This window comes from Simplicispira sp. 125 (genome assembly GCF_003096555.1).
Taxonomy (GTDB): domain Bacteria; phylum Pseudomonadota; class Gammaproteobacteria; order Burkholderiales; family Burkholderiaceae_C; genus Simplicispira.
In genome coordinates this window covers 995,448-1,019,674 of sequence record NZ_QEKM01000001.1, presented here as the reverse complement: position 1 = coordinate 1,019,674, position 24,227 = coordinate 995,448, and the positions used below count along the sequence as shown (strand labels likewise).

The following is a 24,227-nucleotide window of genomic DNA, read 5'->3' as shown; positions in this document are numbered from 1 at the left end:
TACTCAGGGGGTTGTTCATGTTCATACCAACTTGACGACCTGCTTGCCGAAGTTCTTCCCCTTGAGCAGGCCAAGGAACGCCTCGGGCGCTGCGGCAATGCCTTCGGCCACGCTCTCGCGCGGGCGCAGCTTGCCGGTGGCCACCAGCGTGCCCAGCTCGGTCAGCGCCTCGGGCCAGACTTCCATGTGCTCGCTGACGATGAAGCCTTCGATCTTCAGGCGGTTCACCAGGATGAGCGCCGGGTTTGCCATGGGCAGGGGCGCGCCGTCGTAGCCGGCGATCATGCCGCACAGCGCGATGCGGCCAAAGGCGTTCATGCGCAGCATCACCGCGTCCATGATCCAGCCGCCCACGTTTTCAAAGTAACCGTCAATGCCCTTGGGGCAGGCTTCCTTGAGCGCTTTGCCCATGGCCTTGCCGTCGCTGTGTTCCTTGTAGTCGATGCAGGCGTCAAAGTGCAGTTCGTCTACGGCGTATTTGCATTTGTCGGGGCCACCGGCAATGCCCACCACGCGGCAGCCGCGCGCCTTGGCCAGGGCGGCAAAGGCGCTGCCCACCGCGCCGGTGGCAGCGCTGACCACCACGGTATCGCCCTCTTTCGGCGCAATGATCTTCACCAGGCCATACCAGGCCGTCACGCCGGGCATGCCGACGGCGCCCAGATAGTGCGACAGCGGCACGTGCGTGGTGTCCACCTTTTTCAAGGAGCCGGGTTGGCTGGCGTCCACTACGCTGTACTCCTGCCAGCCGCCAAAACCCACCACTTTGTCGCCCACGGCGAACTTGGGGCTGCGGCTCTCGACCACTTCGCCTGCCGTGCCGCCCTGCATGACTTCACCCAGCGGTTGGGGCTGGGCGTAGCTCTTGGCATCGTTCATGCGGCCGCGCATGTAGGGGTCCAGGCTCAAATAATGGTTGCGCACCAGGACCTGGCCGTCCTGCAGCGTGGGGGTATCGGTGGCGACCAGTTTGAAGTTGCTCGCCACGGCTTCGCCCTGTGGGCGGTTGTCGAGAAGAATCTGTTGATTGCGGGGCATGGAAGTACTCCTGAAAATGATTACTATAAATTTGATAGCTGCCTGCGCAATACCATCAAGCGTTAGATGCCAATTTGACCTGAAATAGATACCGTGGGCGACGGCAAGGTCAATCGGTGGCAATGGCGCGCAGCTCGTTCACGCTGCCCGGCCCGACCGGCAGGCGCCGCACGTACTTGAAGGTGCCGATGGCGTGGGTGCACGGCCGCCCTTTGGCGTCGAAGACCGTGGCTTCGGTGAAGGCCATGGTGGCCGTGCGGTGGATCAAACGCCCCTTGGCCACCAAGGGGCCCTGCGCGGCTTGCATGAAGCTGGTCTTCATCTCGATGGTGACCACACCCAGCTCGGGTGCCACGCTGCGCGCTGCCGTGGCCATGGTCACGTCGAGCAGCGTCATCGAGGCGCCGCCATGCGTCACGCCAAACGAGTTGAGGTGCTCAGGCCGCGCTTCGTAGTGCAGCTCGGATGCACCGTCCTGCATGCACACCAGTTCGAAACCCAGCAGGTTGACGAAAGGGATTTCAACGCCAAACCCCAGGCTGGACTCGGCGGCCGTGGCCATGCTGGTCAGCCCCCGACCAGTGCGCTCACGCCGCCATCCACGGCCAGGTGCTGGCCGGTGATGTGCTTGCCTGCATCCGAAGCAAACAACGCGCACAGGCCCTTGAGGTCTTCATCATCGCCCAGGCGCCCCAGAGGGGCATGGGCCGTCAGGTTTTCTTCACCCAGGGTCTTGAGCAAGCCTGCAGTCATCTTGCTCGGGAAGAAACCCGGGCAGATGGCGTTGACGCGGATGCCGTACTTGCCCCATTCCCCTGCCAGCGTGCGCGTGAAGTTGATCACCGCCGCCTTGGAGGTGTTGTAGGCAATGGTGTTCATGCCTTGGGGGTTGCCGCCCAAACCAGCAATCGAGGCCACGTTGATGATGCTGCCGCTGCGCTGCCCGATCATGCTGTGCTTGGCCACGTACTGGCTCAGCAAGAAGTAGCCGCGTACGTTCAGGTTCATGACCTTGTCCCAGGCGTCCAGCGGGTGGTCTTCGGCCGGTGCGCCCCAGGTGGCGCCAGCGTTGTTGACCAGGATGTCGATGTTGCCCATGCGCTCCATCGTCTCGCGGGCCAGGCGGTGGATTTCAGCCTCTTGGGCGCAGTCCGCCGCAATCCAGCGGGCATCAATGCCCGCGGCCTGCAGTTCGGCGGTGGCCGCTTCCAGGTCCGCAGCCTTGCGCGAACTGAGCATGATTTTGGCTCCGGCCTCGCCCAGCGCATGCGCCATTTGCAGGCCCAGGCCGCGCGATCCACCGGTGACGAGTGCAGTTTTGCCCTTGAGGTCGAACAATTGCTGGATGGTACGGGTCATGTTGTTGTCTCCTGAAGGTTGAATAAGCCGGGTCAGACCACAGCGGTTGCCCGGCATAAAAAAAGATTGTGCGATGCCGTTACTGCAAAACCTGTCGCCTGCGCGATTGGTACGCCCAGCACGGCAACGGCACACAGGCCGGTGCACAGGGCATGGTATTCAAACCTGCCTTGGGCCACTGCGCTGCCCACATCGCGGCTTCAAGCCGTGGGGGACACCAATCCCTGCGCACTGCTGCAGCTCAAAAAGCATCTTCAGGCAGGTTGGCGCAGGTGGCGTCGCGGCGACTCACTACCTGCAGCCAGGCGCCGATTTTCGGTAATTCGTAATGGTAAAAATAACGTGCAGCGCCCATTCTTCCTGCGCTGGCAGCTATTGAAAGCGTAGCATCCGAGCGCAACGTAGCCAGGGCTACGTCGAGCCAGGTCCAGGCCAGCACGGTATGGCCAAAAGCCTGCATGTAGGGCACGGCGTTCGCCAGCGCTTCGGTGGGGTTACTGGTGGCCCAGGCGGCCTGCGTGGCGCTGCCCACCTGCTGCAAGGCGTCGCCCAGCGCAGCCGCATACCCTGCCAGTTCAGGCACGGCAGCGGCCTGCGCCATGGTGGCCTGCATGCGCCCGGCCAGCAATTGCATGCCCCGGCCGTTTTCCATCAGCACCTTGCGGCCCAGCAGGTCGGCCGCCTGGATGCCGTGCGTGCCCTCGTGGATCATGTTCAGGCGGTTGTCGCGCCAGTACTGCTCCACCGGAAAGTCGCGCGTATAGCCGTAGCCGCCGTGGATCTGGATGGCCAGCGAGTTGGCCTCCAGGCAGAACTCGCTCGGCCAGCTCTTGGCGATGGGCGTGAGCACTTCGAGCAGCAGGCGCGCCTCGTCGGCGGCGTCGGGCGCACCGGTATGCTGCTCGTCCACCAGGCGGGCGCAGAACAGGTTGAGCGCCAGCGCGCCCTCGCCATAACTCTTTTGCGCCAGCAGCATGCGCTTGACGTCGGCGTGCTCGATGATGCGCACCTGGGGCTGCGCAGCATCCTTGCCGCCCTGCCCCAGGGGTCGGCCCTGGGGACGGTTTTTGGCGTAGTCGAGGCTGGCGTAATAACCCGCCAGGCCCAGCATGGTGGCAGCCATGCCGATGCCGATGCGCGCCTCGTTCATCATGTGGAACATGCAGGCCAGGCCCTTGCCGGGCTGGCCGACCAGGTAGCCCACGGCACCGGGTTGGCCGTTCACCGGGTACTTGCCCTCGCCAAAGTTGAGCAGCGTGTTGGTGGTGCCGCGCCAGCCCAGTTTGTGGTTCAGGCCGGCCAGGGCCACGTCGTTGCGCACACCCGTGAGGTTGCCCTCCAAATCGACCAGCTTCTTCGGCACGATGAACAGCGAGATGCCGCGCGTGCCGGGCACCAGCTTGCCGTGTTCGTCGGGAATCTTGGCCAGCACAAGGTGGACGATGTTCTCTGACAGCTCGTGCTCACCGGAGGAAATCCACATCTTGTTGCCGGTCAACCGGTAGCGCGCGCCCAGCGGGTCAGCCTCGAAACCGGCTCCATCGGGCACGGCGCGTGTAGCGACGTCGCTGAGCGATGAGCCCGCCTGCGGCTCGCTCAGGCACATGGTGCCCGAGAAGCGCCCCGAGAACTCGTTGAGCGCGAACACCTTCTTCTGCACATCGGTGCCGTGCACCATCAGCAGATTGGCATTGCCCGCACTCAGCAGGCTGGAGCTGATGCTGATCGACGCCACGGCAAAAAAGGCATTGGCCGCCGCGTCCACCGTGTAGGGCAGCTGCATGCCGCCAATGTCGTAATCCTGCGCCGCGCTGAGCATGCCCGAGGCGGCGTAGGCGTCGTACGCATCCTTGGTCGCCTGCGGCAGGATCACTTTTTCGCCGTCGAAATGCGGCTCCTGCGTGTCCACCGTGCGATTGAACGGCGCGTACTTCTCGCGCGCGATGCGCTCGCAGGTGTCGAGCACGGCATCAAACGTCTCGCGCGAATGGTCGGCAAAGCGCTCGCGCGCACTGAGCGATTCGGCTTGGAGCCAGTTGTAGAGCAGGAAATCAAGGGTGGAGCGGAGGGAGGTCGTCATGCCGCAAATTATGGGTGGGGCACCCGGTCAGGCATGTCAGCTGCGCGACGCGGCTGGGGGATGCTGCCGCCTGTGAGCGGTCCGGTGAATCGCCCCGGGTTTGAACTGACCCCCAGAAGTTGGACGGTTGCCATCCCGCCAACTAGGCGATGTTTTTCAGCCGGTATCCCACCGGGCTGAGGCCAGCCTGTCGATGCCTCAGCGCAGGCCGAAAAAGGACAGGACGAAAAGCACGATAACAACCAGGCCGACGATGTAAATGATGCTGTTCATAGGGGTTTCCTTCGCGTGAATGGGATGGGCGGCGGTGCAGCGCTCAAGAGGCGCCGACCCGCAACTCCACCTTATCGGCTGCGCTGCAGTTGCTCTGTGCGCTAGCGCTCATAGAGCCCCACGGCGGTTGTCATTCATGCCGTGGCAACTGGTGCCTGCACATCAGTAGATCACCAGCATTTTTAGCCTCCAGCGCCCGCCAGAAAAGCGCTATCAGCTATCAAAACAAAAGCAAACGCCCCGCGCAAACCTTGCGGTCTGCGCGGGGCGTTGATCTGCAGAGCGTCGTCAGCGCTTACAGCACTTCAAACACACCCGCAGCGCCCATGCCGCCGCCGATGCACATGGTCACGCAGACGCGCTTGGCACCGCGGCGCTTGCCTTCGATCAGGGCGTGGCCGGTAAGGCGCTGGCCGCTCATGCCGAAGGGGTGGCCCACGGCGATGGCACCGCCGTTGACGTTGAGCTTGTCGGCAGGAATGCCCAGCTTGTCACGGCAGTAGATCACCTGCACGGCGAAGGCTTCGTTCAGCTCCCACAGGTCGATGTCGTTCATCGTGAGGCCCAGGCGCTTGAGCACCTTGGGAATGGCGAACACGGGGCCGATGCCCATTTCGTCGGGCTCGCATCCGGCCACGGCAAATCCCAGGAAACGGCCCAGGGGCTTGAGTCCCTTTTGTTCGGCCAGCTTTTCGTGCATGACCACCACGGCGCCAGCGCCGTCAGACAGCTGGCTGGCGTTGCCTGCCGAAACCAGGCCGCCGGGCAGTGCCGAGCGCAGATCCTTGATGCCGTCATACGTGGTCCCGGCGCGGATGCCTTCGTCCGCACTCACGGTCACCTCCTTGGTGGTCAGGCCCATGACCTTGTCGGCCACGCCCATGGTGACGGTGATGGGGGCGATTTCGTCCTTGAACAGGCCCTTTTCCAGTGCGGCGCTGGCCTTTTGCTGGCTGCTGGCACCATATTCGTCCATGGCCTGGCGGGTAATGCCGTAGCGCTTGGCCACCTGTTCGGCGGTTTGCAGCATGGCCCAGTACACCTCGGGCTTGTGCTTCATGAGCCAGGGGTCTTGCAGCATGTGGGTGTTCATTTCCTGCGCGGTGCAGGAGATGGCTTCCAGACCGCCGGCAACGTAGATATCGCCTTCGTTGGCAATGATGCGCTGGGCGGCGGTGGCAATGGTCTGCAGGCCCGACGAGCAGAAGCGGTTGATGGTCATGCCCGAGACGGTGACGGGGCAACCGGCGCGCAGGGCGGCCTGGCGGGCGATGTTGGCGCCGGTAGCGCCTTCGGGTGTGCCGCAACCCATGATGACGTCGTCCACCTCGGCGGCCTCAATGCCTGCACGTTGAATGGCATGCTCCACCACATGGCCACCCATGGTGGCGCCGTGGGTCATGTTGAGGGCACCCTTCCAGGACTTGGTCAGGGGGGTGCGTGCGGTGGAAACGATTACTGCTGATGTCATGGTAAAGCTCTCCTAAATAGTGTCAGGTTCAAGATGCCTTGGCACCTTGGGTCAAAAGGCGGTGGTAGAAACGGATCAGTTCGGCCAGGTTGCTGACGGCAATGCGTTCGTTGGTGCCGTGAAAACGCGACAGGTCTTGCGGCCCTGCCCGCACGGGCGAGAACTTGAAGATGTGGTCGCTGATGTCGCCAAAGTGGATAGAGTCCGAGCCGCCAATCATCAAACCGGGCGCCACCAGCGTTCCGGGGAACACTTCGCGCACAGTGCGGTTGATGAGGGCGTACTGCGCGGAGTCGGTGGGCGCGACCTTGGAGGCCTCGGCACCGCCGGGCAGCGCATGCAGTTCGAACTTGCCGTTGTGCGTGGCGTCGGCCACCAGGGCGCGGGTGCGCTCAACCACCTGCTCGCGGGTGTCCCCGGGCAGTAGGCGGAAGTTCACCGTGGCCTCGGCCTGGCCTGGCAGCACGTTCTCCTTGTTGCCCGCATGAACGATCGTCAGCGCCGTGGTGGTGCGCAGCATGGCATTGGTGCTGGCACCGGCCTCCAGTTGCTTTTGCACCAGGGGGCCAAACAGCCAGAGGTTGGACAAGGCCACACGCGAGAAGCCGCTCATCTCCGGTGCAATGGTGGCAAACATCTCGCCCGCCACACCGCGAATGGCGCCGGGCAACTGCTTGTCGTCGATGCGCTGGAGGGCCGCACTCATCATGGCAATCGCACTGCTGCCCTTGGGCGGCGGCATAGACGAGTGACCGGGAGTGGCCGACGTCTTGAGTACCACCGAGAGGTAGCCCTTCTCGGCCACGCCAATCAGCGCGGTCGGGCTTTGCAAGCCGGGCATGATGCCTTCGGTGATGAGCAAGCCTTCGTCGATCACAAAGTCCAGGCGGACCTTGCGCTCTTTCAGGAGCGCTGCAATCTTCTCGGCGCCACGGTGGCCACCCACTTCTTCGTCGGCACCAAAGGCCAGGTACACGGTGCGCTCGGGCTGGTAGCCGCTGGCCACCAGCATCTCCACCGCCTCCATCTGGGACATGAGGTTGCCCTTGTCGTCCCAGGCGCCGCGCCCCCAGACAAAGCCGTCCTTTACTTCACCACCGAAGGACTCGGCCTTCCAGTCGCCCTCGGTGCCCGGTGCCACGGGCACCACGTCCTGGTGGGCCATGAGCAGGATGGGCTGCGCCTCGGGCTTGCTGCCGCGCCAGGTGTAGAGCAGGCTCAGGTCGCCCACCACCTCACGCTGCAGGGCGGCGTGGGTTTTGGGAAACCGGGCTTGCAACAGCGCATGCAACTGCTTGAACTGGTCGGCATTGAGCCCCGGATCGTCCAGCGATGAAATGGTGCGCAAGCGCACCGCCTCGGCCAGGCGCTGGGCGGCACCCGCTTCATCCACCTGCAGCAGGGGCAGCGGCGCCACGTCGAGCTGGCGCGAGCCCTTGCGCAGGGTGTTGACACCCAGCACAACAGCCAGCGCAAGCAGCAATGCCAGCAGGCCCCAGGCGAGTTTCTTGACCATGGTGCGACGGCCTGCGGTCAGTTGAAGGTCTTGCCTTCAGCGGCCAGTCGGGCCAGCAGGGGTGCGGGCTTCCAGAAGGCGGCGTCGTCCAGCGGGTTCTGGGCAAAGCGGTTCATGGCCTGCACCACGTTGAACAGACCGACTTCGTCGGCGTAGTTCAGCGGGCCGCCACGGTGCACCGGGAAGCCATAGCCAAAGATGTAGACCACGTCGATGTCGCTGGCCTTGTTGGCAATGCCTTCTTCCAGAATGTGGGCGGCCTCGTTGACCAGGCTGAATACCAGGCGCTGCACGATTTCTTCGTCCGTGATCTTGCGCGGCGTGATGCCCAATGCGGCGCGGTGGTCTTCGATCATCTTGACCACTTCAGCGTTCGGGATCGCATCGCGCTTACCAGGCACATAGTCGTACCAGCCAGCTCCCGTTTTCTGGCCAAAGCGGCCTTTTTCGCAGAGCAAGTCAGCAGTCTTGCTGTACTTCATGTCAGGTTTTTCTTGGTAGCGGCGCTTGCGGATGGCCCAGCCAATGTCGTTGCCAGCCAGGTCGCCCATGCGGAACGGACCCATGGCCATGCCGAACTTCTCCATGGCCTTATCGACCTGCTGCGGCGTGCAGCCTTCGTCCAGCAGAAACCCGCCCTGGCGGCCGTACTGCTCGATCATGCGGTTGCCGATGAAACCATCGCACACGCCGGAGACCACAGCGGTCTTGCGGATCTTCTTGGCCACGGCCATCACGGTGGCCATCACGTCCTTGGCGGTGGCTTCGCCGCGCACCACTTCGAGCAGCTTCATCACGTTGGCTGGGCTGAAGAAGTGCAGGCCCACCACGTCCTGCGGGCGCTTGGTGAAGTGGGCGATCTTGTTGACGTCGAGCGTGGAGGTGTTGGACGCCAGGATGGCGCCGGGCTTCATCACGCGGTCGAGTTCCTTGAACACGGCTTCCTTGACGCCGATTTCTTCAAACACGGCCTCAATCACCATGTCGGCATCGCTCAGGTCATCGTAGCTCAGCGTGGTGCTGAGCAGCGCCATGCGCTGCTCGTACTTGTCTTGCTTGAGCTTCTTCTTGGTGACCTGGGCTTCGTAGTTCTTGCGGATGGTGGCGATGCCACGGTCCAGCGCTTCCTGCTTCATTTCCAGCATCTTCACGGGAATACCGGCGTTGAGGAAGTTCATGGCAATGCCGCCACCCATGGTGCCGGCACCAATCACCGCAATGCTCTTGATCTCGCGCTTGGGCGTATCGGCGGGCACATCGGGAATCTTGGAAGCTGCGCGCTCGGACAGGAACAGGTGGCGCAGCGAACGCGACTCGGGCGTCCACATCAGGTTGATGAACAGCTCGCGCTCAACGGCCAGGCCATCGGTAAACTTGCCCTTGGTGGCGGCTTCGACGGCGTCCACGCACTTGGCGGGCGCCGGGAAGTTTTTGCTCATGCCCTTGACCATGTTGCGTGCGAACTGGAAGTACGCATCGCCCAGGGGGTGCTTGCAAGGCAGGTTGCGCACCAGCGGCAGCGGACGGGTGTCGGCCACGCTTTGCGCAAAGGCCAGGGCCTCGGCGGCCAGGGTTTCAGGCGAGGCCGCGAGTTTGTCGAACAGCTTCTGGCCGGGCAGCATGCCCAGCATTTCGCTCTTGATGGCCTCGCCACTCACGATCATGTTCAGCGCGGGCTCCACTCCCAGCACGCGCGGCAGGCGCTGCGTGCCACCAGCGCCGGGCAGGATGCCCAGCTTGACTTCGGGCAGCGCAATGCTGCAGCCGGGCGCTGCCACGCGGTAGTGGCAGCCCAGGGCCAACTCCAGACCGCCGCCCATGGCCACACTGTGCATTGCTGCCACCACGGGCTTGGGTGAATTTTCGATCGCCAGGATCACTGAATTGAGATTGGGTTCCTGCATGGCACGGTCGGTGCCGAATTCCTTGATGTCGGCACCACCGGAAAACGCTGCACCGGCGCCCGTGACGACGATGGCCTTGACAGCAGCATCAGCATTGGCCTTGCCCAGGCCGTCCACGATGCCCTGGCGGGTGGACAAGCCCAGTCCGTTGACAGGCGGGTTGGTCATCGTGATCACGGCGACATTGCCGTGGACTTTGTATTCAGCGGTCATGCTGTTGTTCCTTGAAAAGTAGAAAAAGAACGGTCGTGCGATTTTTTCATTGTAGAGAGTTCTGCGCGCTTTGCCAGTGGGGCTTTGTCTCGCCTGGGACAAAAGAAACGTTCAGTAGTCCCAATTTTCATGCCGTACCGGCAAGTTGTTCAGTTCATCCCGATAGTGCTGCCACTTGGGCATGAACAGATTCATCACCGACACAAACCGGGCGTTGTGGCTGGGCTCGATCAAGTGCGCGAGTTCATGCACCACGATGTACTCCAGGCACTCCGGCGGCTTTTTAGCCAGGTCGGTGTTCAGGCGGATGGCACGGCTGGTGGGGTTGCAACTGCCCCACTTGGTTTTCATGCGCTGCACAAAGACCTTGGATGACTTCACGTTCATCAAGGCCTCCCACTTTTTCAGCAGCGGTGGCACGGCCGTTTTGACTTGCTCCCGGTACCACGCATCCAGCAATTCTTCCCGGCGCTCTGTGGTGGCACCTGGGCGCACCGAAAGCACGATCCGGTTGTGCTGGCGGTCTATGCTGGGTGCGGCATCACGTTCCACCACTGTCAACAGATAGCGCTTGCCCCACAGGTAGTGGCTTTCGCGGTCGATGTAGTCACGGGGCGCTTCACGCTCCTGCGCTTGGACTTTGCGTTGCTGGCCTTTGATCCATGGCAGCTTGGATATGGCAAATACTCGGATGGTGTCCAGCGCCATCTGTGCGGGCGCAGAAATCCGTACCCGGCCTGTCGGCGGGTAAACGCTCAAGTGCACATGCTTGATGCGCTTTCTGAGCACATCGGCAGGAATGCCGCCGAGGTCGATGGTCTCCACCGTCAATACTCCTGCTGCGCGTAGATGATCAGAAATAAGCGCTCAACCTCATCCACATCCTTGAGCACGTCGTACAGCGCACGTTTGATCACCAGCTCCTTGGCCTGCACGCCGCGCCAGCCATCAGGTCGGGCCAGCTTGACGGCGTTGTCGATCTTCAGTGCCAGCACCAAGGCCGGGTCTTCTTCACTGTCGGCATGGCCGTAAGGGGCATCCGGCTCAGCCACTTTGTGGGCCTGCAGCACTGGCGAGTTCTTCACGTTGTTGAACACGGCACGCTTGCCCGGCGAGTCCAGATTGACCGGCGTGTCTTCCGCCTTGCCGGCCTGCACCTTGGTGGCAATGTCGGCGATGCGTTGCAAATACTCTTCGTACTCGATGGCCCGGTCTTTGCGCAGCTTGATGATTTCGTCGAGCAGGGCCGACATTTTTTCAAAGTAAGCCGGGTCGGTCAGGCTCTCTTTGATGATCTTGCTGCGGACGTTGTTCTCGATGGTCTCGGCAATGGCCTGCTGGTTGCCCTGCATGTCGGCCAGCTTGTTGGCAATGGCGTCCGCTATCCCAGTCTTCACGATCAGGTCGAGCAGGCCAATGCCGTCAAAAGGAGAAATCTTGCGCGGCTCGCTGGCTTCGATGTATGTGTCGATCAGGTGCCGCATGTCCGCCTCGAAAGGCTTCAGGTCCAGCGTTTCGCCACTGGCCTTGCGGATGATCTCGCGGATGGCAAGGTACTGGTCCAGCTTGGTCTTGATCGCTTTGGCGTCAGCTTCGCTATACCCTGCGGGGGCCATTTCGTCGGCCACATTGGCATAGGCGCGCAGCAGCGCCACCACACCCTTGTAAAACGCCACGCGCTGCGGTTCATGGGTTTTGAGGTCGTCGGCAATCTCGGTGTTGCCGCAAAAGTAGTGGATGTGCTCCAGCTCGCCCTTGGGCGGCTGCACTGGCTCGCACAGCAAGAACATGGCTTCCAGCGCGTTGTCCAGCCGTTCCCGGCCCAGCGTCAGCCGGTCTTGCAGCATCACCTCCGGGTCAACACCGCCCGCGCTGTGGTCGATTTCTGAGGTGTACACCGCAATGGCGTTTTCGACCTTCTTGAACAAGTCCTTGTAATCGACGATGTAGCCAAAGTCCTTGTCTTCACCATCGAGCCGGTTGGTGCGGCAGATGGCCTGGAACAAGCCGTGGTCCTGCATGGATTTGTCGATGTACAGGTACGAGCATGGCGGCGCGTCAAAGCCGGTCAACAGCTTGTCCACCACCACCAGCAAGCGCATGTTGGCCGGTTGTTTGATGAACAGCGCCTTGGCCTGGTCTTCGTAGGTTTCGGTCTTCGACTTGCCCGGCTTGGGCTGCACATTGGCCAGCAGGTCGGTATAGGTGTTGTAGATGAACTGCTTGTCGGTCTCGGTGTTGGCGCCGATCTCTTCCAGCGTCACATCCTTGGCCTGCGGGTTGTACGAGGTGATGACCGCGCACCGGCCTTTGAACAGCGTCTTCTGGAACAACGTGAAGTATTTGCAAGCCTCGTAGATGCTGGAAGCCACCAAGATGGCGTTGCCCCGTTCGCTGGACAGCCGGGGTTTGACGCTGAAGTCAAAAATTATGTCTGCCACCACCCGGTCCATGCGGGCCTTGGAACTGAGCACGTTTTGCATCGTGCCCCATTGCTTTTTCAGCTCTTGCTTCTGCCAGTCGTTCAGGGCTTTGGTCTTGGCATCAAACCACTGGTCAATCTTGTCCTGCGAGCCGAGCTTTTGGTCAATGTCGCGGGCCTCGTACACCAAGTCCAGCACCACGCCGTCTTCCACCGCCTCGCTGAATTTGTAGGTGTGGATATAGCCGCCAAACACTTCCAGGCTGGTGGCTTTGTCTTTCTTGAGCAGGGGCGTGCCGGTGAAGCCGATGAATACGGCATTGGGCATCAACGCCTTCATCACGCGGTTGAGCTTGCCGCCCTGCGTGCGGTGGCATTCATCCACAAACACAAACACCTCGCCCACCGTAGTGCTGGGCTGGGCCTGCAGGTCTTTGATGAAGGCATCAAAGTCTGCATCGGCGTTCTTGGCTGTCACGCCAAATTTGTGCACCAGTGAACACAGCAGCCGGGGCGTGGCCTGGCCCAGTTGCGCCATTAAATCGCGCCCGCTGCTGGTGCGGCAAATGGCCTCGCCCGCATCGGTAAACACCCGCTCGATCTGCTTATCCAACTCGTCGCGGTCGGTGATGATGGCCACCCGTGCCTGCGGGTTGTTCTCCAGAATCCACTTGGCCAGCAGCACCATCAAGATGCTTTTGCCCGAGCCTTGGGTGTGCCAGAGAATGCCGCCCTTGCGCTGGCGCGCAAACTCTTGCGCCGCCTTGATGCCGAAATACTGGTGCACGCGGGGCAGCTTTTTGATGCCGCCATCAAACAGCACAAAGTCGTGCATCAGTTCGATGATGCGGGCCTTGTTGCACATTTTCAGCAGGTACTTGTCCAGCTTGAAGCGGCTGTTGTCGGCCTCGTCCTCCTTCCATTTCAGAAAAAATTTTTCTGAAGTGCCAACGGTGCCGTACTGCATGCCTTCGGAGTCATTGCCCGCCATGATTAACTGCACGGTGCTGAAAAACCACGCATTGAATTCGGGCTGCTGGTTCGACAGGCTTTGCCGGATGCCGTCGCCAATGCTCACGCGGCTGTTCTTGAGTTCCAGCACCCCAATGGCGATGCCGTTCACGTACAGCACCACGTCGGGCCGCCGCTGCAGCTTGCCTTTCAGGGTGACTTCTTCGGCAATGGCAAAGTGGTTGCGGGCGGGGGCTTTCCAGTCGATCAGGTGCACGGTTTCCGTCACCTTGCCCGCCTCGGTCTTCACCGGCACGCCATAGCGCAGCAACTGGTACACGGCCTGGTTGTTGCCGTACAGGCTGCGCTCGGGGTGGTTGGCTTCAATGCGCAGCTTGTACAGCGCCGTGCTGATCTGCGCCGGGGTGTAGCCCGCGCTGGTCAGGTACTCCGTCAGCAAACCCTCTTCGATATTGCTATTGCCCGCGCGGTCGGCCCAGTCGCCCAGGTAGCGGTAACCCAGTTCGTCGCAGAACAGTTTGACCACGCGGTTTTGCGTGGCGCGCTCAGGCTTGCCAATGTCGGTCATATGGATGTTTTCTCCCTCACCCCAAGATTACCCGGCGAACTGTAACGATTGCCACAGGATGTGACCATGGCCCACAACAAACCCCCGTCCCCAAAGCCCTTCAAGCCCAGCACACGCGCCGTGCGCCGATCCGTGGCCAGTTCCACGGCGTTGGAAACAGGTCAGGCCGTGCAGCAACTGGAGCAAAAGTTGCAGAACCGCAGCCAGAACCGATTTGCGCACATCAAGCTGGCGGACTGATGCAGGCCGCGTCACCCAACAATCCCACAAATATGTAGTCAAAATGGCCTGTAGCGCTTATTCATCAAGCGCAAGCAGCTATTGTTTTCATAGTAAACGAATCCTGCCGGTCAGCAGCGCCTGCATCATGCCCTGCTTGATCTGGCGGGCTTTGGCAAGTCGGGATTCCAGCGCGGTGAGTTCGGTGTCCATGTCACTGAGGACGGTAGCGATGGCCGCCTGTTCTTCAAGCTTCGGTACTGGAATTTGTAGCTGACGCACGTCGCGGCTGTTGATTGCTGGATAGTTCGAGCCGGTAAGCAAGGCGTCAATCTGTTTGGAGACGCCTTCAGCAAAAAGGTGAGCAAAAACGTAACCTGGATGACTCAATGACTCGAAGCAGCGAACTACAGAAAATCCTGTTGAGCACACCCAGTTCGCTGACCTGTCTCGAAACCACAGATGCGACTTCAGGTTTGGCCTTACTGTTGAGACGAGAAGATCATCAATACGCAATCTGCGTCGCGCACGAGATGGAGCAGAGTCAAACACTTGGAGACTGTGTCCACGAAGCGCGCCAAAGTCCACATCTTCAAGCGAGATGTATTTGAACTCGTAGTCGGGCTGGGTATTGCTGCTTAGCTGCTCAGGGTCGATTTCCGCCAGTTCATTAAGGCATTTCACCTCCCACCCGCCACTAAACCCCGGTAGCCGCCGCTTGCCGGTGAGCAATTCCTGCATGGCGCCTTGTTTGATCTGGCGCTTTTTGGTGATGAGTTGATACAGGGATTCGATGAGGGCATCGGCATCGCTCAAGGCTTCGGCGATGGCACGCTGCTCATCAAGCGAAGGAAGCAGGGCATGGATTTGCTTAAGGTCAGATTGGCCAATGTTGGCTCTGATTGCTCCCTGTCCCCGTGCGACCATTTGCGTCCGGATTACTGGCGCACGGAATGCATAGCCAGAATATACGGGATCAAGAGCTTGCTTGCATTGCCCTCGAATAACGAAACCACCAAACACTGCGGGGGCATCGTCTAAATAAACTGAGGACAGACCAACTTCATCTTGCGTCTCAGAACTTCTATTAAAGACAATATCACCTCGCCGAACAAGGTACGATTCCATAGATTTCTTGTCTATTGAAACCCTGCCTGGAATATCTTGGGCCTTCAAATGTCCTTTCGATATGATTTCAAAGACATTAATGAAAGGCATCCCTCTGCCATAAGCGCGCCTGTCTGCATTGATTCCATTGCGAAAGTCGAGCAGTTGTTGGAATGGCACGACTGTCCAGTCCTCCGGAATCACTCCCACCTCCGTTTGTTTGTATCCCGGACTCAGTTTCATACAAACCCCATCTTCGCCAGATGCTGGTTCACCTTGGCCTCCAGCGCCACCGCAGAGGCACCGCACAATTTCAAGCAAAATCGACCTACAGCCCTTTTGCAGCAAGCGCAAGCAGCTATTAAATCAATAGTATTCATGGGCTTTTTTCCCCGTTTTCTGGCTCGGTGGTGCGCAAGGTGTTTTCCAGTTCACGCCGCAGTTCTTCCCGGTCGGGCAAATACAGCTGGTATTGCTGCACAAACAGTTGGCTGTTCATGCCGTAGGTGGCGTACTCCACCAGCAGCTCGTCCTTGTGGCGGCTGAGGATGATGCCGATGGGCGGCTGGTCGCCTGCAGTGTTTTCTTCGTTGGCAAAGTAGCCCAGGTACAGGTTCATTTGCCCAATGTCGTGGTGCTGCACATCGCCCAGCTTCAGGTCGATCAGCACAAAGCAGCGCAGGATGCGGTGGTAGAACACCAGGTCCACCCGGTAATGCGTGTTGTTGATGGTGATGCGGTATTGCCGCCCCACAAAGGTGAAGCCCTTGCCCAGCTCCAGCAAAAAGGGCTGCAGGTGGTCGCACAGGGCGGTTTCCAATTGGGTTTCCGTGACACGGTACGGCTCGGGGATTTTCAGGAACTCAAACACATACGGTTCGCGCAGCAGGTCGGCGGGTTGCTCCACCACCTGGCCTTGGGCGGCCAGTTGCAGCACGCCGGCCTTGTCTTTGCTGGCGGCCAGGCGCAGAAACAGGGCGCTTTCTTTTTGCCGTACCAGCTCGCGCACTGACCAGTGATCACGCAGGGTTTGCTGTTCGTAAAAGCTGCGCTCCAGCGGGTCGTCTATTTTCAGCAGCTCTACCCAGTGTGACCAGCTCAAAAAGTGCGACGCTGTCGCACCTTTTGGATAAGCCAGAAAAAACTGCCGGATGCGAATCAGGTTGCTACGACTAAAACCTTTGCCGTGGCGCAGGCCCAGGTCGATGGCTAGGCGGTTGATCAGCGCCTTGCCATATTCGGCGCGGGTGTGGCCGCCTTGCTCAAATTCGACGATGTGCCGGCCCACTTGCCAATACGTTTGGGTAAGGTGCGCATTGACGGCCTGCACCGCCATGGCGCGGCCCTGGGTGTAGGTGTCGGAGATATGGCCCAGCAGTTGCTGGTAGCCAGCAGGGGTAGCCGACTTGGGCGCGGCGGGCTTCACAGCGCAAACCCCATCTTGGCCAGGTGGCCGTTGACCTTGGCTTCCAGTTCCGCCACGCGGCGGGCCATCTGCGGCATGGGCGTGTCGTAGCGGTCTGCCAGTTCCTTCACCCGCTGCGTCAGCGCCTGGCTGATGCAGTCCATCTCGCCGTGGATGGCGGTACTGAGCGCGGCCAGCCATTTGTCATCCACCACCAGCGCCTGGGTGTCCGCTTCGCTCAGTTGGGGGTAGTGGGCGTAGGCCTTGGCGTCGAGCGCTGCCTCGGCCTCCTTCAGGTTCTTCTTCAGGTCGGCTTCTTGTTTGGCGAGCTTGAGCCAGCGGTTCAGCACGTCGGCTTCGTCCTTGGCGTCCGCGTCTCCCTTGATCTCGCGCAGCCGGTCGGTCACGCTGGCTTTGTTGATCTTGTCAAACCCTGCAAACGCCGCATCGTCGCCGCTGTGCTCTTCTTCCAACTCGGTGAGTTGGGCGGTGATGCTGTCGAGGCTGGCCGTCAACTCGTCAATGGCAGCTTGGTCTTGGGCGAAGTAGCGCGCTACGATCAGCGCCTTGGGCACCAGGTCGCAGGCCCAGCCCTTGTCCACGGTTTTGGTGACTTTTCCGTCCTTGTTCTTCTTGACTTCAATCACCCGGTAGGTTTCTGCCTTCCAGCCGTCGGCGGCGATCAGGTAAGCATCGTCCTGCATGGTGGTGGCCCAGTAGTCCATGAGGTGCTGGTACACGGCGTATTCGTCGATGAGCGGCTGGCCTGTGTAGTGGGCGAGCAGGTCTTCGGACAGGTCGGCAATGAGTTGCTTGGGGTGAACGCCCGGCTGCAGGGCCTTGAGCGTGGGGGCGGCCTGCTGCTGCCAGTGGTCAAACAGAGTGTTCATACGACCGATGAAGGCGGCAAACTCTGTGTGCTGGTAGATGGCGGGCTTGATGGCGGTTTTGTCCACCGCCAAAGACAGGTAACCGGGGCGCAACGCCGTAAACAGCGACTGGCACAGTTGCGGGCACACGGCCCAGTAAGGCTGCAGCGCATCCACATCCGCCGTGGGGATGCCGCCCTGCAGGTGGCCTGCAATGTCTTGCAGGTCTTCGGCCACGCTGCTGTCGATGTAGCGCGGCAGGTTCAGGTTGAAGTCGTTTTTCTCGATCTCTTCCAGGCCCACCATGCGAGCGAGTTTGGGCACGTCGGTTTGTTTGGAGAACACATCCACGATTTGGTGAATGTCTTGCTCGCGCAGGCGGTTCTTGGGGCCGTCTTTCATGTAGCCGCTGCTCGCGTCCACCATGAAAATGCCCTTGCGTGCATGGGCGCCCTCTTTGTCGATGACGATGATGCAGGCCGGGATGCCGGTGCCATAGAACAGATTGGCAGGCAGGCCGATGATGCCCAAGATGTAGCCGTGGCGGATCAGGTTCTTGCGAATGTCGGCCTCGGCATTGCCACGGAACAGCACGCCGTGCGGCAAGATGCAGGCGGCTTTGCCGGTGCTTTTGAGCGATCGGATGATGTGCAGCAGGTAGGCAAAGTCGCCCTGTTTGGCGGGCGGCACGCCGAACGTTTCAAACCGACCGTAGGGGTCGTGCAGCGGGTCGATGCCGGTGCTCCAGCGCTTGTCAGAAAACGGGGGGTTGGCGACCACGTAGTCAAAGGTCTTGAGCACGTCTTGGCCGTTCAAATCAGCCTTGAATTTGGGGTCTGCCAACGTGTTGCCCTGGCGGATTTCTGCCGTGGGGTTGTCGTGCAAGATCATATTCATGCGCGCCAAACCGCTGGTGGCCGAGTCTTTTTCTTGGCCGTAGAGGGTGACCTTGGCTGAAGCTTCGTCGCCCACTTTCAAAAGCAGCGATCCGGACCCACATGTCGGGTCGTACACGGTGGTGGCGCTGGTGGTGTGCGCGCCGCCAATGCCGATGATCTTGGCCATGATGCGGCTGACTTCGGCGGGGGTATAGAACTGGCCCTTGCTCTTGCCACTTTCGGTGGCGAAGTGGCGCATCAAGTATTCATAGGCATCGCCCAGAATGTCGTCGCCATCAGCGCGGTTTTTGGAGAAGTCCAGCGCCGGGTTTTCAAACGTGGCGATGAGGTTGGTGAGCCGGTCCACCATCTCTTTGCCGGTGCCCAGCTTGGTCGCGTCGTTGAAGTCTGGCATGTCGGCCAGCTTGTTGGCAGCAGCCAATGGGCCAATGATCTTTTTGTTGATCTGGTCGCCAATGTCCGTGGTGCCCTTGAGCGCCACCATGTCGGCAAAGCTGGCCCCGGCCGGAATGGTGATGGGGGCGTAGGGGTGACCGGCGTACTTGTCGCTGACGTATTTGATGAACAGCAGCACCAGCACATAGTCTTTGTACTGGCTGGCATCCATGCCGCCGCGCAGTTCGTCACACGATGACCAGAGAGAAGAGTAAAGCTCGGATTTTTTGATGGCCATGGGGTGTTGCTGAGGGGGTCGTAGGCACAGATTGTGGACGAGTTTGGCCCCGAAAATGGCAGCTGAATGCGCCCACCCGTACCCAGCGGACGTGCCGCCCCAAAATGCCAAACGCCCTGCGCACAGCACAGGGCGTTTGGGCCAGAATGCTGCTGGTCAAACCTCCAGCCACTCCTTGCGCACATAGTTATCGGCGCGCAAACCGTCCGGTGTGCCATCAAAGACGATGCTGCCATGTCCCATGACCAGGCAGCGGTCAGAAATGGTCATTGCAATGGTGAGCTTCTGTTCAATCAGCAGCACCGAGATGCCTTTGGCCTTGAGGGTCTGTAGATATTGCCCCACCAGTTCGACGATCTTGGGGGCCAGGCCCTCGGTAGGTTCGTCGATGATGATGAGGTCCGGGTCGCCCATGAGGGTGCGGCACAGGGTGAGCATCTGCTGCTCTCCGCCCGACATCACCCCCGCCGGGATATTGCGCCGCTCCTTGAGCCGCGGGAACATGTCGTACATGTCGTCAAACGACCAACGACTGCCTTTGCCGCTGCCCTTTTGGCCGAGCAGCAGGTTCTGGTGCACCGTGAGGTTAGGAAACACGTCCCGGCTCTCTGGCACGTAGCCCAGGCCCAGGTGGGCAATCTCGTAGGCTTTTTTGCCTTCCAGGCTTTTGCCCTTCCATTGCACGTCGCCTTCCCAGTTCACCAAACCCATGATGGCCTTGGCAGTGGTCGAGCGGCCTGAGCCATTGCGACCCAGCAGGGCCACGATCTCGCCCGGCTGCACGTCGAAGCTGACGCCGTGCAGTACATGGCTTTTGCCGTAATAAGCGTGAAGGTTGTTGATGTGCAGCATGTCAGTGTCCCTCCGCCTGTGCATCGGCCACGGCAGAGCCCAGGTAGGCCTCCTGTACGCGCGCATTGGCACGCACCTTGTCGGGTGTGTCATAGGCGATGACCTCGCCATAGACCACCACAGCAATCTTGTCCGCCAACCCGAACACCACGCCCATGTCGTGCTCCACGGTCAGCAAGGTGCGGCCTTCGGTCACTTCCTTGATGAGATGGATGAAGCGCGTGGTCTCGCTGCGGCTCATGCCGGCGGTGGGTTCGTCGAGCAAGATCACATTGGCGCCACCGGCAATGGTGATGCCGATCTCCAGTGCGCGCTGCTCGGCGTAGGTCAGGTTCACGGCCAGTGTGTCGCGCTTCTTGTCCAGCTTGATCATCTCCATGAGCTGGCGGGCACGGTCATTGGCGTCGTCCAGCCGCGAGAGAAAACGCAGAAAGGTGTACTTGTAGCCCAGGCTCCAGAGCACGCCGCAGCGCAGGTTCTCAAAAACACTCAGGTTGGGGAAGATGTTGGTGATCTGGAAGCTCCGCGAAAGCCCCATGCGGTTGATTTCGAAGGGTTTTTTACCGTCGATGCGCTGCCCGCCCAGCAGCACCTCTCCACTGGTAGGCGCAAAGCGCCCACTGATCAGGTTGAACAGCGTGGATTTGCCCGCACCGTTAGGGCCAATGATGGCCACACGTTCGCCCGCAGCCACAGACAGGTTGGCTCCACGGATAATCTCCGTCTTGCCAAAGCTCTTGCGCAGGTCACGCAGCTCCAATGCATAAGTAGCGTTTTGCGCCATGGTTACAGCGCCTCCCCACGCTTGATCTGGTGTTCAATTTCTTCCTGGATAGTTTCCCACTGGCGTCGGAACTGGCGTCTGCACAGTTCAAACAGTCCCAGCCCCGTCAGCAGCACGAACCCGGCGCCGAACCAACTTGTGAATGCCCTGGCATTGAGTGTGGCACCCATGAACGACAGCTCTGGCCCCAACGCTTCATTGAGCTGCAAGTGGTAAATCATTTCGACCATGCAGGCAGCGCCCAACACAGCCACCAGCCCGGTACCAAACAGCGCCAGGTACGACGGCAACAGTGCACGCAGTTTGCCGAACTTGGCCAAACGCATGTTCATCATGATGAGGCTGGCGACACCTCCCGGTGCAAACATGACCATGAACAGGAACACCAGGCCCAGGTACAGCAACCAGGCTTTCGATAGTTCGGACAGCAGCACCGATGCAAACACCAGCAGCACCGCACCGATGATGGGCCCAAAGAAGAAGGTGGCCCCTCCCAGGAAGGTGAACAGCAGATAGCCGCCAGAGCGAATCACGCTCACGCTGTCCACCGCTGTGACGATCTCGAAGTTGATCGCCGCCAGGCCACCACCGATGCCGGCAAAGAACCCAGAAACGATGAACGCGAAATAGCGCACCCGCTGGGTGTTGTAGCCAATGAACTCAACCCGCTCCGGGTTGTCCCGCACGGCATTCAGCATGCGCCCCAGCGGCGTCGCCGTGAAGGCGAACATGGCAGCCGTGCACACAAAGCAGTAGGCAGCGATCAGGTAGTACACCTGAATGGCCGGTCCAAAACTCAGACCCATGAACGACTTGCCATATACGCGATCGGTCGTGATACCGCCTTCGCCGCCAAAGAACTCAGGGAACATCAGAGCCATCGAGGCCACCAGTTCCCCAATACCCAGGGTGATCATGGCGAAGGTAGTGCCCGATTTCTTGGTGGTTACAAAACCCAGCAGCACAGCAAACAGCATGCCGGCCAGCCCGCCCACCAAGGGAATCAGAACCAGCGGGATGGGCAGGCTGCCTTTGCCGGCCAGATTCATCGCGTGGATCGCCATGAAGGAGCCCAGCCCGGTGTACACCGCATGCCCGAAGCTGAGCATGCCGCCCTGCCCCAACAACATGTTGTAGCTCAAGCAAATGACGATCAGATAGCCGATCTGCGACAGCATGGTCAGCGCCAGGCTACTGGTGAACAGCAGCGGCGCTGCAATGAGCACGAGCGCAAACAAAGACCAGATAACGATGCGCCCGACGTTCCAGGGCTTGAAACGGTAGTACGAAGTAGCGGTGGATGTAGTCATTGTCATGGCATCAGTCCTCCCGCGTGCCCAAAAGGCCCTTGGGGCGGAAGATCAAAATCAGCACCAAAAAGAGGTACGGCAGGATGGGAGCTACCTGCGAAATGGTGAGTTTGAGCAAAGGCCAGCCAAAGGTTTCTTCGGTCACTGCCATGCCCAGCGCTTGCAGGCCGGTCGCCAGCGACTGGTCCATGGCCACGGCAAAGGTTTGCACCAACCCGATAATCAGCGATGCCAGGAAGGCACCCGCCAGCGAGCCCATGCCGCCCACCACCACCACCACAAAGATGATGGAACCCACCGATCCCGCCATGGCAGGCTCGGTGACATAGGTGTTGCCACCAATCACCCCCGCCAGGCCAGCCAGCGCGCAGCCGCCGCCAAACACCAGCATGAAGACGCGCGGCACGTTGTGGCCCAGCGACTGCACCATCTCGGGGTGCTTGAGGGCTGCCTGGATGACCAGGCCAATGCGTGTGCGCGTCAGCAGCAGCCATACCGAGACCAGCATGACCAGGGCGACAAGCATGATGAAGGAGCGCGATTTGGGAAACTGCGTGCCGTAGATGGTGAAGAGCGGCCCCTGTAGCTGTTCGGGCAGGCCATAGGGTACGGTCGATCGCCCCCACACCAGCTGCACCAGTTCCAGAATCAAATACGACAAGCCGAACGTGACCAGCAACTCGGGCACATGCCCAAACTTGTGCACGCGGCGCAGGCTGTAGCGCTCGAACAGCGCCCCCAGGGCACCCACTGCCAAGGGTGCCAGAACCAGGGCCGGCCAGAACCCGACCACACTGGAGATGGTGTAGGCGAAATAGGCCCCCAGCATGTAGAAACTGGTGTGCGCAAAATTGAGCACGCCCATCATGCTGAAGATCAGCGTAAGGCCCGAACTGAGCATGAACAGCAGCAGTCCATAGCTCACGCCATTGAGCGTCGAGATGACGAAAAACTCAGGATTCATGGAAATTCTTCACCACTAGGTCAAAAAAAGAGGCCCGAGGGGTATCGGGCCTCATATACCGAAATAACCGCTTTAGGAAGGGCGCTTCATCTGGCACGACGTCGGCGTGCTGGCCACATAGGGCTCGTAGTACTTCACGGGCACAAAGGTGTAGCCCGTACCTTCCGAGTCAATGGGGTTCTTGCCACCGGCCTTTTCCCACTTGGAGATAAACAGGCCCTGCTGGAGCTGGTGGTCGGTCTTGCGCATTTCGACCTCGCCGTTGAAGCTCTTGAACTTCATGCCTTCCAGCACGGGGGCCACCTTGGCCGGCTCGGTGGACTTGGCCTTGGCAAAGGCTTCGGACAGCATGGCAAAGCCGTGGTACACGGCGCCGGTGTACATGTCATCGTTGAACTTCTTCTTGTAGTCCACCACGATCTGGTTCAGCGGGCCAGGCAGGTTCATGTGGGCATAAGCCACCATGTACACGCGGCCTGCGGCGTTCGCACCCATGGCCGTGGGCGTGCCCGAGACAGAGCCGTAGTAGGTGTAGAAGTTGACGTTGTTCAGGCCTGCATCGTTGGCAGCTTTGATGAGCAGCGCCAGGTCGGAGCCCCAGTTACCGGTGATCACGGTATCGGCACCCGAAGCCTTGATCTTGGCGATGTAGGGCGAGAAGTCACGCACCTGGGCCAGTGGCGACAGGTCGTCACCCACGATCTGCACGTCGGGGCGCTTGCGCTTGAGCATTTCCTTGGCGTATTTGGAAACCTGGTGGCCGTGCGAGTAGTTCTGGTTGATCAGGTAAACCTTCTTGACCTCTGGCACATCCTTCATGTAAGTGGTCAGCGCTTCCATTTTCATGGAAGTGTCGGCATCGAGGCGGAAATGCCAGTAGCTGCACTTGCTGTTGGTCAGGTCAGGGTCCACCGCAGCGTAGTTGAGGTACAGCACCTCCTTGCCGGGATTGCGGGCATTGTGCTTTTCCAGCGCATCCATGATGGCCAGCGCAGGGCCCGAGCCGTTGCCCTGCACCACGTAGCGCACGCCCTGGTCGATGGCAGAGCGCAAGGCGCTGCTGGTCTCCTGCGGGCTGAGCTTGTTGTCGATGCCGATGATCTCGTACTTCACGCCCGCGACATTCTTCTTGCTGAACTCTTCTGCCAGAAACTGCCAGCTCTTGAGCTGGTTCGTACCGACCGCTGCCATGAGGCCAGACAGAGGATCCATCCAGGCAATTTTGACGGTTTCACCCTTTTGAGCAAAAGCACCTGTAGCGCTTGCCAGCAAAAGGGAAGCAGCTACGGTCTTGATAGCAAATTTCATTTTTAGTCTCCAGTTGAATCA

At 60.4% G+C, this 24,227-nt stretch carries 18 protein-coding genes; 1 reads left to right on the top strand and 17 read right to left on the bottom strand.

Annotation, left to right across the window (positions count from 1 at the left end; genetic code table 11):
• Window positions 1–21 precede the first annotated feature (21 nt).
• From C8D04_RS04650 to C8D04_RS04610, 9 genes are all read right to left on the bottom strand, one after another.
• Window positions 22–1,038 (bottom strand): NADP-dependent oxidoreductase, encoded by a 1,017-nt coding sequence (locus C8D04_RS04650; RefSeq protein ID WP_116003809.1) that lies wholly within the window; start codon window positions 1,036–1,038, stop codon window positions 22–24.
• A 109-nt stretch (window positions 1,039–1,147) separates the two neighbouring features.
• Window positions 1,148–1,600 carry a PaaI family thioesterase gene (locus C8D04_RS04645; protein WP_116003808.1) on the bottom strand — a complete coding sequence of 151 codons (453 nt, stop codon included), beginning with the start codon at window positions 1,598–1,600 and terminating at the stop codon, window positions 1,148–1,150.
• 5 nt (window positions 1,601–1,605) lie between these two features.
• Window positions 1,606–2,397: an SDR family oxidoreductase gene (locus C8D04_RS04640; RefSeq protein ID WP_116003807.1), complete on the bottom strand. Its 792-nt coding sequence runs from the start codon at window positions 2,395–2,397 to the stop codon at window positions 1,606–1,608.
• Between the two features lie 241 nt (window positions 2,398–2,638).
• Entirely contained in the window at window positions 2,639–4,477 is a 1,839-nt protein-coding gene (locus C8D04_RS04635; RefSeq protein WP_116003806.1) for an acyl-CoA dehydrogenase, read from the bottom strand.
• Window positions 4,478–5,045: 568 nt separating this feature from the next.
• The gene (locus C8D04_RS04630; protein WP_116003805.1) at window positions 5,046–6,221 is read right to left on the bottom strand and encodes an acetyl-CoA C-acyltransferase; all 1,176 of its coding nucleotides are present in this window, start codon (window positions 6,219–6,221) and stop codon (window positions 5,046–5,048) included.
• Window positions 6,222–6,249: 28 nt separating this feature from the next.
• Complete coding sequence (locus C8D04_RS04625; RefSeq protein ID WP_116003804.1) at window positions 6,250–7,737, bottom strand: M20 family peptidase; 1,488 nt, start codon at window positions 7,735–7,737, stop codon at window positions 6,250–6,252.
• A gap of 17 nt (window positions 7,738–7,754) precedes the next feature.
• Window positions 7,755–9,854, bottom strand: coding sequence for a 3-hydroxyacyl-CoA dehydrogenase NAD-binding domain-containing protein (locus C8D04_RS04620; RefSeq protein WP_116003803.1), 2,100 nt, complete (start codon window positions 9,852–9,854; stop codon window positions 7,755–7,757).
• Between the two features lie 111 nt (window positions 9,855–9,965).
• Window positions 9,966–10,679, bottom strand: a complete 714-nt coding sequence (locus tag C8D04_RS04615) for a SprT family zinc-dependent metalloprotease (RefSeq protein ID WP_233521108.1) — start codon at window positions 10,677–10,679, stop codon at window positions 9,966–9,968.
• Window positions 10,680–10,681: 2 nt separating this feature from the next.
• A complete protein-coding gene (locus tag C8D04_RS04610) occupies window positions 10,682–13,816 on the bottom strand; it encodes an HsdR family type I site-specific deoxyribonuclease (protein ID WP_116003801.1) in 3,135 nt (1,044 codons plus the stop codon).
• Between the two features lie 66 nt (window positions 13,817–13,882).
• Here C8D04_RS04610 and C8D04_RS18635 point away from each other — a divergent pair, with 66 nt between their 5' ends.
• Window positions 13,883–14,056 carry a hypothetical protein gene (locus C8D04_RS18635; RefSeq protein ID WP_165829120.1) on the top strand — a complete coding sequence of 58 codons (174 nt, stop codon included), beginning with the start codon at window positions 13,883–13,885 and terminating at the stop codon, window positions 14,054–14,056.
• A gap of 87 nt (window positions 14,057–14,143) precedes the next feature.
• Here C8D04_RS18635 and C8D04_RS04605 read toward each other — a convergent pair whose 3' ends face one another.
• The 8 genes from C8D04_RS04605 to C8D04_RS04570 all read right to left on the bottom strand — a co-directional run bounded on the left by C8D04_RS04605 (window position 14,144) and on the right by C8D04_RS04570 (window position 24,206).
• Window positions 14,144–15,385: a restriction endonuclease subunit S gene (locus C8D04_RS04605; protein ID WP_116003800.1), complete on the bottom strand. Its 1,242-nt coding sequence runs from the start codon at window positions 15,383–15,385 to the stop codon at window positions 14,144–14,146.
• A 133-nt stretch (window positions 15,386–15,518) separates the two neighbouring features.
• Window positions 15,519–16,568, bottom strand: a complete 1,050-nt coding sequence (locus C8D04_RS04600; protein WP_199562969.1) for a PDDEXK nuclease domain-containing protein — start codon at window positions 16,566–16,568, stop codon at window positions 15,519–15,521.
• Window positions 16,565–18,988: a type I restriction-modification system subunit M gene (locus C8D04_RS04595; protein WP_116003799.1), complete on the bottom strand. Its 2,424-nt coding sequence runs from the start codon at window positions 18,986–18,988 to the stop codon at window positions 16,565–16,567. Before C8D04_RS04595 ends, C8D04_RS04600 begins: the two co-directional genes overlap by 4 nt.
• Window positions 18,989–19,144: 156 nt before the next feature.
• Window positions 19,145–19,840, bottom strand: coding sequence for an ABC transporter ATP-binding protein (locus C8D04_RS04590; RefSeq protein ID WP_116003798.1), 696 nt, complete (start codon window positions 19,838–19,840; stop codon window positions 19,145–19,147).
• 1 nt (window position 19,841) lies between these two features.
• Window positions 19,842–20,624 carry an ABC transporter ATP-binding protein gene (locus C8D04_RS04585; RefSeq protein ID WP_116003797.1) on the bottom strand — a complete coding sequence of 261 codons (783 nt, stop codon included), beginning with the start codon at window positions 20,622–20,624 and terminating at the stop codon, window positions 19,842–19,844.
• 2 nt (window positions 20,625–20,626) lie between these two features.
• Window positions 20,627–21,940, bottom strand: a complete 1,314-nt coding sequence (locus C8D04_RS04580; protein ID WP_233521107.1) for a branched-chain amino acid ABC transporter permease — start codon at window positions 21,938–21,940, stop codon at window positions 20,627–20,629.
• A 4-nt stretch (window positions 21,941–21,944) separates the two neighbouring features.
• Window positions 21,945–22,898, bottom strand: coding sequence for a branched-chain amino acid ABC transporter permease (locus C8D04_RS04575; RefSeq protein ID WP_116003795.1), 954 nt, complete (start codon window positions 22,896–22,898; stop codon window positions 21,945–21,947).
• A gap of 72 nt (window positions 22,899–22,970) precedes the next feature.
• Complete coding sequence (locus tag C8D04_RS04570) at window positions 22,971–24,206, bottom strand: branched-chain amino acid ABC transporter substrate-binding protein (RefSeq protein ID WP_116003794.1); 1,236 nt, start codon at window positions 24,204–24,206, stop codon at window positions 22,971–22,973.
• Window positions 24,207–24,227: the final 21 nt, after the last annotated feature.

Bases quoted from the DNA above. Each gene is read 5' to 3' on its own strand.
- C8D04_RS04630 (WP_116003805.1), bottom strand. From the start codon at position 6,221: ATGACATCAGCAGTAATCGTTTCCACCGCACGCACCCCCCTGACCAAG.
- C8D04_RS04610 (WP_116003801.1), bottom strand. From the start codon at position 13,816: ATGACCGACATTGGCAAGCCTGAGCGCGCCACGCAAAACCGCGTGGTC.
- C8D04_RS04650 (WP_116003809.1), bottom strand. From the start codon at position 1,038: ATGCCCCGCAATCAACAGATTCTTCTCGACAACCGCCCACAGGGCGAA.
- C8D04_RS04635 (WP_116003806.1), bottom strand. From the start codon at position 4,477: ATGACGACCTCCCTCCGCTCCACCCTTGATTTCCTGCTCTACAACTGG.
- C8D04_RS04590 (WP_116003798.1), bottom strand. From the start codon at position 19,840: ATGCTGCACATCAACAACCTTCACGCTTATTACGGCAAAAGCCATGTA.
- C8D04_RS04620 (WP_116003803.1), bottom strand. From the start codon at position 9,854: ATGACCGCTGAATACAAAGTCCACGGCAATGTCGCCGTGATCACGATG.
- C8D04_RS04625 (WP_116003804.1), bottom strand. From the start codon at position 7,737: ATGGTCAAGAAACTCGCCTGGGGCCTGCTGGCATTGCTGCTTGCGCTG.
- C8D04_RS04585 (WP_116003797.1), bottom strand. From the start codon at position 20,624: ATGGCGCAAAACGCTACTTATGCATTGGAGCTGCGTGACCTGCGCAAG.
- C8D04_RS04580 (WP_233521107.1), bottom strand. From the start codon at position 21,940: ATGACAATGACTACATCCACCGCTACTTCGTACTACCGTTTCAAGCCC.
- C8D04_RS18635 (WP_165829120.1), top strand. From the start codon at position 13,883: ATGGCCCACAACAAACCCCCGTCCCCAAAGCCCTTCAAGCCCAGCACA.
- C8D04_RS04605 (WP_116003800.1), bottom strand. From the start codon at position 15,385: ATGAAACTGAGTCCGGGATACAAACAAACGGAGGTGGGAGTGATTCCG.
- C8D04_RS04640 (WP_116003807.1), bottom strand. From the start codon at position 2,397: ATGACCCGTACCATCCAGCAATTGTTCGACCTCAAGGGCAAAACTGCA.
- C8D04_RS04595 (WP_116003799.1), bottom strand. From the start codon at position 18,988: ATGGCCATCAAAAAATCCGAGCTTTACTCTTCTCTCTGGTCATCGTGT.
- C8D04_RS04570 (WP_116003794.1), bottom strand. From the start codon at position 24,206: ATGAAATTTGCTATCAAGACCGTAGCTGCTTCCCTTTTGCTGGCAAGC.
- C8D04_RS04575 (WP_116003795.1), bottom strand. From the start codon at position 22,898: ATGAATCCTGAGTTTTTCGTCATCTCGACGCTCAATGGCGTGAGCTAT.
- C8D04_RS04645 (WP_116003808.1), bottom strand. From the start codon at position 1,600: ATGGCCACGGCCGCCGAGTCCAGCCTGGGGTTTGGCGTTGAAATCCCT.